Raw genomic sequence first — 11,362 nt, forward strand, 5'->3', positions numbered from 1 at the left:
ATCGCACACCGCGTCGGGTTCCGGGATTGGGGGCTGCGGCACGTCTGGGGTCATCTGATCATCCCCCTCTCAATTCATTTCTCCGTCATGCGGAAAACGGAGCCCTTTCTTCGTTATTCTGGAAGTAAGCACCCATTGTCGAGGCTGTTCGAGGGAGAACATCATGGGAGCAAACACCAGGGAGGGCACGTACTCCATCCGTTCGCGCGTTGGTTTGCTCGCTGCCGCTCTTGTCATCGTCGCCACGGCTTGTGGCTGCCAACAGACCACGCCCGCGGCGGAGGGGCCGTGGGCGGCCGACATTGAGCAGGCGCGCAGTGAGTGGGCGTCCAACGAGTTTGTCCAATCTGTCCTCGCCGACTCTGCCATCAGCGAGGCAGAACTACAGGACATGCGTCAGCGAGTGCTGAGCTGCCTAACAGACAAGGGCGTCACCGGCGCATCGTTCGGCCCAGGTGGCACGCTGAGCGTCCCCGATCAGCCGGTTGGCTCCTCCATATCCGCCGAACAGCAACAGGAGTTTGTCTCCAGCTGTTCCACCGATGCCGGTCAGCCGATCATCGAGGCGCTCGAGTTCGACATGCGAGTCAACCCGGATCACCGGGATTTCAACGAGCTGTACACGCAGTGTTTGATCCGTAATAAGGCGGTTGAGCCGTCCTTCACGGCCCAAGAGCTCGCGCGCGCTCGCGAGAGCGGAACGCCTCTCGACAGCGCACTGCCTTTCATCGACCCATCCCAGGGTCCCGACATTTGGCAACGATGCGTCGAAGACCCCAGCAAATGACCACAACCACCCTCAGGAGTTGAGATGGCATCTTCTCGCCGCTGGCTCGCCCTCACCGCGTTTGTCGCTCTCATCGCCGGTGCGGGCGGGGTCAGCGCGGGTATCCTCATTGCCTCGCCGCCCACCCCGGCCTCGTTGGCATCGTCATCTGCTCCGTCGACGGTCCCCGTCACCACACGCGAGTTCACCGACACGCGCTCCCTCACCCTCACAATTCCCCCGGCCTCGCCTCACGAACTTACCTCCCCCATCGCCGGGCGCATCACGGCCCTCCAGGCAGCACCGGGAACTCCCATCACGTCAGGTTCCATTCCCTGCGAAATTGATGGCCTTCCCCTTCTTGCCTTAGCCCTGTCCACTCCTCTCTATCAGGACGTGGTGGACGGAGCGACCGGACCAGACATTGCGGCCCTGAACGCTGAGCTTGCGCGGCTCGGCTATGCGGCTCCCGCAGATTCTCAGCGGGTCACGGCCGCCACGCGAGCGGCCCTGGCCTCGGCGATGGGCGTGAGCGACGGAGCTGGAGGTGTCCCCTCCCGTATCGAAGCCTCTCGCGTCCTGTGGATTCCAGCGCCGACCGTCACCCCTTCGTCGGTCCCCGTTCACCTGGGTGACAGCGTCGATACACAGACCGTTCTCCTCACCCTTGAGGACTCCCGCGACGCCTTGCGCCTCTCCGTCCCGCCGGACGCGTATCCCGAGGACCACGTCATCACCCTGGGGGATACGGACTACCCGGTCCCCTCTGACGGCATCATCACCGACCCCACCCTGACGGCGACGATCCTCTCCTCGCGCGAATACACAGCCTTCATCCGTTCCACACCGAGCGGCGATGGACCCGTTCAGCTGCCCGTCTCCTGGAAGCTCGCCTCCCCCATCACCGTCACGGTCATCCCGCCGGCCTCAGTAGTCGGAGACGCAACGAACGCGTGCGTCTTCGAGGACGGCGCGCCAATCCCCGTCTCTATCGTTTCTTCACAGCTTGGCCGAACCTACGTCCTGCCAACGACCCCGCTCTCCGCCGTCGACACCGCCGTCGAGGGACGCTCATGTCCGTCGAGCTAGACAACGTCGGGCACAAGTTCGCCGCAAGCCCGTGGCTCTTTCGCCATCTGAGCGCCCGCTGCGAGGACGGTGCCCTCACCGCCATCATCGGCCCGTCCGGTTCTGGCAAATCAACCCTGCTGTCGCTGATCGCGGGATGGGAAACTCCAGCCGAGGGTACGATCAGCGTCCCCCATCCGTCTGGTGAGCAGAACCCCCGCATTGCGTGGGTCTTCCAGAACCCGTTCGGCGTTCGCGCGCGCAGCGCGATTGACCACGTGGCGCTGCCCCTGCTGGCCCGCGGCATGAGCCGGGCGCAGGCCGATGTGGAGGCACACCGGCTCCTCGACGCTTTCAATCTGGCGCATCTGGCGACCCGCCCATTTCGGGATCTGTCGGGCGGCGAGGCTCAGCGTGTGCTCCTCGCGCGCGGGCTCGCATGCTCCCCCACCCTGCTCCTCGTGGATGAACCGACCGCGCAGCTTGATCAATCCACGGCTCGCGACATCGCCTCCACGCTCGGCTCGCTGCGCGAGGACGGGGTGAGCGTCGTGATCGCGACGCACGATCCGTCGATTCGCGCGCAGTGCGATGCCATCATCGACCTCGCCCACTTCCAGGAGGAGGAACAGCGATGAGCACACTCTCGTGGCGCGCACTCCTGTCCGAGGCCTGGAGGGACTGCCTGAGCGGGACGGCCCGCATTGGGATTCTGACCGTCCTCGCCACCGCCCTGGTCGGAGGCATCATCTGCGCCGATGCGTTCTCCCTTCGTTCCGTCAGCGTTGAGGCTGCCTCTTTCCGTGTCCATCTGGGATCAGTGCGGGTCCTCCAATCGCAAGGCGGCATCGACGGGGCCACTTGCGATGCGCTGTCGCGAATCCCCGGGGTGCGTGCAGGAGCCGTTCGCTCGGTCGAATCCGGCTTGTCCCCGCTCGCCCTTCCTGCCTCGTCGCTACCTCTGTATGAGGCCACGCCCGGAACCGTCTCTCTCCTGGGGACAACAACGGCCGATCCGACGGGAATTCTGCTCCCTGAGCAGGTAGCCGAGGACCTCGGCACCACTCAAGGAACCCTTCTCCCCCTCGCACACGGGCAGGCCGAGGTCGCGGGCACGTACCCGTGGGACGAGAACGACGGGCGTCGTCCCGGCTACGCCTACGCTGCTCTCGCCCCCGTGCCAGCAATGGGGACCTTCGATGAGTGCTGGTACGAATCCTGGCCGCACAGCGACGACGTCGATGCCCTGGTGCGCTCAACCCTCGTTGGAAGCGACGACCAGAATGCCCAGGTCCTGGCCATGAACCCAACGCGCGGGACGACCTTCGACGCGGCGGGGCGACTGCGATATAGGCCGACCTGGTGGGCGTGGATCGCCGCGAGCGCAATCGGTGCCGCGCTAGGGGCCGCTGCCACATGGTGGCGTCGCCTCGAGATCGCCTCGGCTCTGCACGCTGGGCTCCGCACGTCGGATACGACGGTCCTCCAACTGTTCGAGGCCGTGGCGTGGGTGGGCGGCGCATGCATCCTCACCTCCGGCATATGTCTGACGATCCTGAGCGGAGCAGCGCCCGACGATCGCTCCGATCTCATCCGTTTGGTCGCAACCGAGGGTGTCTGTGCCGCGTCGTGGACGCTCATAGGTGTCGTGATTGCCTCCATGACGATCCGCGAGCGCCAGCTGTTCACGTTCTTTAAGGGCCGATAGGTGTCTGCGCGTGATCGCGACTACAATTGATGTATGAACATCCTCGTGATTCAAAACGACCCGATCGTTCCGGTGGGTCAGTTGTCCGCCTTCCTCGGCGGTCACGAGGTGGTGCGCGCCTGGGAGGACCCGCAGCGTCTCCAGGACCTGGCGGTCGCTCCCCTGCCGGGTGCCCTCATCCTGCTGGGTGGCCGCGCGAACGCCTACGACGACGAGGCCTGGCCGTGGCTGGAAGCAGAACGCGAACTCGTGCGCCGCTGCGTCGCCGCACGCATCCGAGTGCTCGGCATTTGCCTGGGCGCCCAGCTGATCGCCGCGACCTTCGGCGGGCGCGTCAGCGTCGCTGACCCGGCGGGCCCCGAATACGGCGTCATCTCCCTGGCCTGGGGCACGAACGACCAGGCGGGCGGCGGCGGAGCCGTCCCCCTGCGCATGGCCCTGGCCTCGACCCACACGGTGTTCGCCGACCACGGCGACGCCATCGTGGAGCTCCCCCACGGCGCGCGCGAGTGGGCGCGCTCGGACAAATACACGCAGATTTTCTCCTACGGCACGGCCTTGGGCGTCCAGTTCCACCCCGAGGTCACGCGCGAGACCGCGACCGTGTGGGCTGTGAACAACGAGGACGTTGATACCGAAGACATCGTGGCCGGATACGACGCCCACGAGGGCGAGCTGGCCTCCACCTGCAAGACGCTCGCCGACTGGGTCAGCGGCGTCTTCTAAGGCGCACACAGAATCGCAGTGCGGGCACCCCCACGCGGTACCCACACTGCGATTGACAATCGGGCCTCGTCGCAGCGAGCGGAGATGAGGCCCGGCTTCTATTTTAAAGGAAAAAGCCGCAGCTACAAGGCTTTTCCAGGAACCAAGACCACCACGTGGGACGACTTGACAACGTTCCCATTCACAGCCTCGTCGCGGCGCGCGACGCACCCGGTCAGGGGGCCGCGACCTGCACGAACGAGCCCGTGCCGTACGCCCACACGCGACGCTCGGCGGCCGAGACGAACACGGCCTGGCCACGGCTCAGCTCCACGCTGTCCCCGCCCTGCTCCTCGCTCACGTGCAGGGTGACCGAACCGGAGGTCGCGATGACGATGCGCGGGCCCTCACCTGGCACGGCGACCTCGTCCACGCGGGAGGCGTGCTTGCCGGGTGCCAGCGTCGTCACCGACAGCTCGAACTCCTGGGCGGGTGCCAGGAAACGGTCCGTTGTCGCCGAGGGGTGCTCGGGTGCCACGCGCACGGGCGGCAGGGCCGAGAACTCGGTGATTTCCACGAGCTGGGCGGAGTCCACGTACTTACCGGTCAGGCCCGCGCGCACGACGTTGTCGGAGGAGGCCATGACCTCGATGCCCAGGCCCGACTGGTAGGCGTGGATCTGGCGCGGCGGGATGTAGACGGCCTCGCCCGGGCGCAGGGACACCGGGTTCATGAGGAAGGCGACGATGATGCCCGGGTCGCCCGGGTGCTTCTCGCCCAGGACGCTCACGAGTTCGTCGGTGCGCGGCGAGGGGGACGTGCCGGACGCGAGGCGGGAGCGGCACGCGGCCACAAACTCTTCGACGAGCTCGGGGGTCGCTGGGGAGTCCTCGTCGAAGATCCAGGTCGCCAGGGAGCGCAGGCCCCCGCGCACGGTGGACAGCTTGAGGCGGTGACGCAGGCGGTCGGCGAGCTCGCCCTCCAGGCCGACGAGGAGCTGGCGGGCCTTGCGCGGCACGCGAAAGCCCACGAGCGCGCTGAACTCGGTGAGCGCGTAGATCATCTCGGGCTTGTGGTTCATGTCCCGGTAGACGCGGCGCGTGTCCGTGCGCTCAATCCCCAGGACCTCCTCGCGGAGGTAGCCCTCGCGCGCGATCTCCTTCGTCGGGTGCACCTGCAGGCTCAGGGTCTGGGCGGGGGCGATGATCTTCGCCAGGTACGGCAGTGTCGGTCCGAACGCGTAGAGCAGGCCTCCGCCGAGGGCTCGCTTGGGGTCCTCGCCGATGTGCTCGGCGAGGGTCTGCCCGCCCGTGAGCAGTGTCGGTCCGTCCGGGTGGGCGCCAAACCACACCTCGGACACCGGGTCGTCCCCGGCGGCGGCCCCCAGGAACTCGGGGATCGCGTTCGTGGAGCCCCACGCGTCAGCTTTCGTCCAGCCGATCAGTCTTTCCATAGGTCGAATCCTATCGGTATCGGGCGCTCAAACACGCGAGGGACGAGGCCGTGGCCCCATCCCCCGCGCGCTCGCGTCACTTAGGCGTTGGGTTGAGCAGCAGTTTCGCGCGCCTCGAGGGCAGCAAGCGCCCCGCCGCGCGCACGGAGCTCGGCGTAGGTGCCGGTCTCCACGACGCGGCCCGCGTCCATGACAATGATCTGGTCGGCATCACGCACGGCGCTGATGCGGTGGGCGATCTCGACAATCGTACGGCCCTTCGCGACGCGGGCGATGCCCTCGCGCACGCGCGCCTCGGTGGCCGGGTCGACCTGACTCGTCGCCTCGTCGAACACGTAGATCGGGGCGTCTCGCAGGAGCGCGCGGGCCAGGGCCAGTCGCTGACGCTGGCCGCCCGAGAGGCGCTCGCCCATGTCGCCAACAGCGGTATCCAGGCCGTCCTTTTCCGTGGCCAGCCAGTCGGTGAGGTCCACGGCCTCCAGCGCGCGCTCCAGGTCAGCCTCGCTCGCGTCGGGCGCGGCGAGCAGCAGGTTGGCGCGCAGCGTGTCGTTGAACAGGTAGGGGCGCTGGGGGGCGGAGGCGACCGTCGCGCGCAGGTCGTGCAAAGACACCTCGGCCACGTTCGTTCCGCCGATGGTGACGGTGCCCGAGGCAGGGTCCCACGTGCGGGTCAGCAGCGAGGCCAGCGTCGACTTGCCCGATCCGGAGGCGCCCACGATGGCGGTGCGCTTGCCGGCGGGGATGTGGATGCTGACGCCGTGCAGGACCGTGGGGGCGGGCGCGGGCACGTCCTCGTCCGTCGGGTAGGCGAATGTCACGTCGGTGATCTCGATGTCGCCGGGGGTCAGCGGCTTGGGGTCGGCCGGGTCGGCGACGACGGGCGCGCGGTCGGTGATCGCGAAGACCCGGGCGGCCGAGGCGAAGGCCTGATCCAGGTCGGCGGCGAACTCCTCGACCGCGAGGACCGGGCCGAAGGACCCCATCGCGATACCGAGGGCGAGGCCCGCCTGGGGCAGCGTCAGCGTTTCGGCGAGCACGTTCGAGCCCGCGACCATGGCAACCGTGACGATGCCGAGGGCGACGGCGGCCTGGTTGAGGCCTCGGCGCAGCGCGATCCAGCGGCCCTGGGTGCCCAGCCCCGAGGAGATGCGCTCCTCGATCACGCTCATCTCGGCCTCGCGGCGATCCTCGGCCCCAAAGGCGAGAACCTCGCGCACGCCCTGCACCGAGTCGGTCACGTGGGCGGCAATCGCGCCCCGGGCCTCGCGCAGCTCACGCGCCGCGCGCGCGGTGGAGCCGGAACCCAGGAAGGGAATGACCGCGCCGACGATCAGCAGGAAGGGAGCCAGCACGGCGGCCAGCGTCCAGGACACCGCGGTGCCCATCCACACGATCGACAGGATCGGGACGATGATCGCAGTGGTGACGGGGGCGAGCGTGTGCGCGAAGAAGACCTCGACGCGGTCGATATCCTTCGTCACGCGGTTCATGATGTCGCCCGAATCCAGGCGGTCCGTGCCCGCCGGAGCCTGGGGTTCAAGTTGGTCGTAGAAGTAGTTGCGCAGCATCGCCAGACAGTGGAAGGCCACGAAGTGACCGGCGAACTGCTCGAGGTAGCGGGCCAGGCCCTTGAGCAAGCTCAGGCCAATCGCACAGCCGATGATCAGCGCGATGCTCCACGCGCTCTCCCCCGACGCGAGGCCGGCGACGGCCCAGCCGCCCAGGGCGAACAGGGCGATGCCGATCATGAGGAAGACGATGCGGGCGGCGATGGAGGCCGCGAGGGGCGGCAGGACGCGCCGCGTGATCGACAGGAGTCGAAGAGACAGTTGCCTGCGGGTCATCGGATCGTTCCTTCCTGCAGGGTCGCGACGCGGTCGGCACCCTTGATGGTGGCGTCACGGTGAGAGATCGTCAGGGTCGTGCGCCCGGCACACACGGTCTCCAGGGAGGCGAGGATCTCGCGCTCGGAGGCCAGGTCCACGTGGGCCGTGGGCTCGTCCAGGATCATGATCGACGCGTTCTTCAAGAATGCGCGGGCGATCGCGATGCGCTGGGCCTCACCGCCGGACACGGCCAGGCCTCGGGCACCCACGCGGGCGTCGAGGCCGCCGGGCAGCGACTCAAAGAATTCGCCGAGGTGGGCGGCGCGCAGGGCCTCAATGAGCTGATCGTCCGTGGCCGCGGGGGCGGCCAGGAGCAGGTTGTCGCGCAGCGTGCCGGAGAACAGGTACGTGGTCTGCTCGACGACCGCGCTCTGGGCTCGTACCCACGACAGGGGCGCGGAAGCCAGGTCGACGCCGTTGAGGCTCACGCGGCCTCGAGTCGGACGCAGGAAGCCCTGCAGCAGCGCCGAGATCGTCGACTTTCCGGCACCCGAGGGACCCGCGAGCGCGACGTGCTCGCCCTGGGTGACGGTCAGGTTTACGCCCTGCAGGACCGGGGTGTCCGCGGTGTAGGAGAAGGACACGTCAGACAGGGCGATCTCGCCGGGGGCGGACGGGAGCGCGGGTACCTTCACTCCCTTCTCATCGGTGACGGGAGGAGTCTGAGAAATGAATTTCTTGATTTCCTTGTTGGCCGCGATGCCGCCCATGCCGATGTAGAAGAACTGGCCGATGCGGTCCAGCGGGTCGAGCATGATCGAGGAGAGGAGCACGAGGGAGATGCCCTCGCCGACGCTGATCGCGCCCTGCCGGTAGCGGATGAGGGCGAGGGCGATCGCGCCGGTGATCATGCCGAGGGAGAAGACGGAGTCGATGACGAGGAGGATCAGCTGGTTACCGGCCAGGTAGCTCATGACCTTCGAGCGGACTTCTTCGGCGGCCTCGGCCAGGCGCTGACCCATGTCCTTGCCGGCGTTCATGAGGGCCAGGTCGCCCAGGCCCTGGATGGCGTCGAGTTCCTTGGCGGCGAGCTGGCGGGAGGAGTGCCGGTAGCGCGAGGACACCGGCTTGAAAGCCTTGCGGAAGCCCATGACGCAGATCGGGACCAGCGGGATCGCGATCGCGAGGAATCCGCCCGAGGCCGGATCGATCGTGAGGGCGATGACGATGACGACGAGGATCGGGGTCGTCAGCGACGCAATCATGGGGGCCAGGAAAATGCCTTTGTAGGCGGCGACGCGCTCGACGCCGTCGGTGGCAGAGTTGACGACGCGTCCGGCGCGCTCGTTGGTGCGTTGCGAGGGCCCCAGGGCGAAGACCTGGCGGATCATCGAATGACGCAGCGCGGGCTCCATCTGGTTCATCTGAGATGCGCCCAGGGCACTGACCGCCCACGCGAACCCACCCGATCCGAGAGCGCCGAGCACGGCAATCCACCACGTCGACCAGGAATGCCCGTCGACAACACTGTCGATTCCCCAGCCGATCGCCAGGTAGGCGAGCGCCAGGCACAGGGCCGCTGCCCATGAGCAGACGACCACGATCGCGCGTTTCATCGTTCTCCTATCGCATGACACACACGAGTACACAACCAAGGATAGCCTTAGTTAGGTTCTGACACCAGTGTCACTTTGGACCGTTTGCGGCGCGTAGTGACGCCCTGGTGCCAGCCATGTTCAGCCGGCGAGGGTGACTCCGCAATAGGCGATGGTGGCGACGAGGAGGGTGGAGAGCGCGGCCAGGGCGAAGGGCTTGAGGCCCACCTTGATGAGGTTCCGAATCTTGACGCCGCAGCCGAGTCCGAACATCGCTGCAGCCAGCAACCCTGTCTGCAGCAGCCTGCCGGTCGTCAGCACGAAGTCCGGCAGAGGGATAAAGGAACGCAGGAGCACCATGGCGATGAACCCGATGATGAACAGCGGGACGATGGGCGGCAGCTTCGAACTCGACCTCTGTTGACTGGGTTCGCCTGCCGTACGGCTGAGACGGCGCTCCCGGATGCTGAGGATGGCCACGACCGGGGCGAGCAGCAGCACTCGGGCGAGTTTGACGATGACCGCGACCGTGAGCGCTCCGCCGCCGATGATGCCTCCGGCCGCGACGACTTGCGCGATTTCATGGATGGAACCCCCGGCCCACATCCCGGCCGTCTCGGAGCCCAGGCCAAGCAGGTTCGCGAGCAGTGGGACGAGGGGAATCATCAGCGTTCCGAAGATCACCACGAGGGCGACCGCGGTGATGGTGTCTTCCTCGGCCTCGTCGTCCGGGTCGGTGACCCCTGCCGCGCCCGCCACGGCTGCCGCGCCGCAGATGGAGAATCCGCAGGCAATGAGCAGCGAGAGCCCGGATGGAACCCGCAGCAGCCTCCCCAGGAGAACGGTGCCGAGCAGACCGCCGGCGACAATGCACACGACGACGACCAGCATTGGGGCTCCGAGGTCGAGGATGTCGGTCAGTACCAGCTGGAGTCCGAGGAAGACGATGCCGGCGCGCAGGAGCTTTTTCGCGGAGAAGTCGATGCCGTCGGAGGCCGCTGCTGGCAGCCGGACGACGTTGGCCAGGAGTATGCCAAGCACGATCGCGATAATGAACGGGCTGACTCCCGGCAGCAGCAGGCTGACCCCGTACGATGCTCCGGCCGCGGCCAGGCAGAGGACAAGCCCGGGCAGGAGCGCGCGGACTCGGGCAAGCAGCGTGTGTTCCGGTCGGGCAGTCGCAATGTTCTGTGTCTGTGTCATGCATCCATTGTTTCATGGGACTCACTTGCGCGAGTAGAGGCAGATACGGTCCGCTATACAAGTTATGCTTGTGGCTGGGAGGTGGAAGATGCGCTACGAGCCGGACTTGGAGGCACTGCGAGTCTTGGCGCTCGTCGCGAAGGAAGGCAGCATGTCGGCGGCAAGCGCGCAGTTGGGCGTGAGTCAGCAGGCGATATCTCTGCGCATCCGGAACCTGGAAAAAGATCTGCGCATGCGACTGCTGGTGCGTTCCGCACGGGGCTCCCGACTGACTCCGACAGGCGAGCTGGTTGTTGGCTGGGGAACAACGCTGCTGACAGCGGCCGACGAGTTCTCGGATGCTGTCAACTCGCTCCGCACGGATCGCGGGAAGATGATGCGCATCGCCGCGAGCCTCACGATCGCAGAACACCTCCTACCGGATTGGATCGCCCGGTGGCGCATCTCTCACGGCAATGACGGCCCGGTCGTTCAACTCACAGCCGCCAACAGCAGCACGGTCGTCGAGGCCATACGCGAGGGAACCGCAGACCTCGGGCTCGTCGAGACCCCTGTCGTTCCCGCCGGCCTCCGGTCGGTCACCGTCGCTTACGACACCATCGAAGTCGTTGTGCAGCACGGTCACCGATGGGCGAAGACCCGCCGGGTGTCCGTCCGTGAACTGGCGGGCACTGGGTTGGTGCTCCGCGAGACCGGCAGCGGCACCCGACAAGCGCTCGAGAACGCCCTCACCGAGGCGGGCTTTCCCCTCGCAGCCGAGCCCGCAGCCGTGCTGACGACCACGCTCGGCGTTCGCAGCGCGATTATGGCCGGCATAGCCCCCGGCGTATTGAGCTCCCTCGCCGTGTCCGAGGACGCCCGCGCCGGCCGACTCGTGCGAGTTCGGATCAACAATCTCCAGATCACCCGCCCGCTCACCGCCATCTGGGCCGGGACGACTCCGCCCCCTCACATACGAGACTTCCTGGACGTCATCGCGCGAACTGACCGGTAACGACCAATTTTGCATCGCGACCACATAAAGAAGCCACGGCCTCG

General features: G+C 67.1%; 10 protein-coding genes. 6 read left to right on the top strand and 4 right to left on the bottom strand.

The annotated features are described in order from the left end of the window. Window positions 1–163: 163 nt before the first annotated feature. From O3656_RS08585 to O3656_RS08605, 5 genes are read left to right on the top strand one after another with little or no spacing between them, the layout of a single operon-like run. Window positions 164–787 (top strand): hypothetical protein, encoded by a 624-nt coding sequence (locus O3656_RS08585; RefSeq protein ID WP_500063574.1) that lies wholly within the window; start codon window positions 164–166, stop codon window positions 785–787. A gap of 24 nt (window positions 788–811) precedes the next feature. Next, on the top strand, window positions 812–1,855 hold the full coding sequence (locus O3656_RS08590) for a hypothetical protein (protein WP_500063575.1): 1,044 nt from the start codon (window positions 812–814) through the stop codon (window positions 1,853–1,855). Next, on the top strand, window positions 1,840–2,472 hold the full coding sequence (locus tag O3656_RS08595) for an ABC transporter ATP-binding protein (protein WP_500063576.1): 633 nt from the start codon (window positions 1,840–1,842) through the stop codon (window positions 2,470–2,472). The genes O3656_RS08590 and O3656_RS08595 overlap by 16 nt, the downstream gene beginning before the upstream one ends. After that, the gene (locus tag O3656_RS08600) at window positions 2,469–3,542 is read left to right on the top strand and encodes a hypothetical protein (protein ID WP_500063577.1); all 1,074 of its coding nucleotides are present in this window, start codon (window positions 2,469–2,471) and stop codon (window positions 3,540–3,542) included. Before O3656_RS08595 ends, O3656_RS08600 begins: the two co-directional genes overlap by 4 nt. 33 nt (window positions 3,543–3,575) lie before the next feature. Continuing rightward, on the top strand, window positions 3,576–4,268 hold the full coding sequence (locus O3656_RS08605; RefSeq protein ID WP_500063579.1) for a type 1 glutamine amidotransferase: 693 nt from the start codon (window positions 3,576–3,578) through the stop codon (window positions 4,266–4,268). Between the two features lie 214 nt (window positions 4,269–4,482). Here the strand turns inward: O3656_RS08605 and manA are convergent, their stop codons facing one another. The 4 genes from manA to O3656_RS08625 form a co-directional block, all read right to left on the bottom strand. Further along, the gene (gene manA, locus O3656_RS08610) at window positions 4,483–5,700 is read right to left on the bottom strand and encodes a mannose-6-phosphate isomerase, class I (protein ID WP_500063580.1); all 1,218 of its coding nucleotides are present in this window, start codon (window positions 5,698–5,700) and stop codon (window positions 4,483–4,485) included. Between the two features lie 80 nt (window positions 5,701–5,780). After that, window positions 5,781–7,544, bottom strand: coding sequence for a thiol reductant ABC exporter subunit CydC (gene cydC, locus O3656_RS08615; RefSeq protein WP_500063581.1), 1,764 nt, complete (start codon window positions 7,542–7,544; stop codon window positions 5,781–5,783). Then, window positions 7,541–9,142, bottom strand: a complete 1,602-nt coding sequence (locus O3656_RS08620; RefSeq protein WP_500063582.1) for an ABC transporter ATP-binding protein/permease — start codon at window positions 9,140–9,142, stop codon at window positions 7,541–7,543. The genes cydC and O3656_RS08620 overlap by 4 nt, the downstream gene beginning before the upstream one ends. Window positions 9,143–9,262: 120 nt before the next feature. Further along, entirely contained in the window at window positions 9,263–10,324 is a 1,062-nt protein-coding gene (locus tag O3656_RS08625) for a YeiH family protein (RefSeq protein WP_500063584.1), read from the bottom strand. Between the two features lie 88 nt (window positions 10,325–10,412). On the opposite strand from O3656_RS08625, the gene O3656_RS08630 reads away from it, so the two are divergent. Continuing rightward, window positions 10,413–11,318, top strand: a complete 906-nt coding sequence (locus O3656_RS08630; protein WP_500063585.1) for a LysR family transcriptional regulator — start codon at window positions 10,413–10,415, stop codon at window positions 11,316–11,318. Window positions 11,319–11,362: the final 44 nt, after the last annotated feature.

This window comes from Pauljensenia sp. 27098_8_83, assembly GCF_041432695.1.
Taxonomy (GTDB): Bacteria; Actinomycetota; Actinomycetes; order Actinomycetales; family Actinomycetaceae; genus Pauljensenia.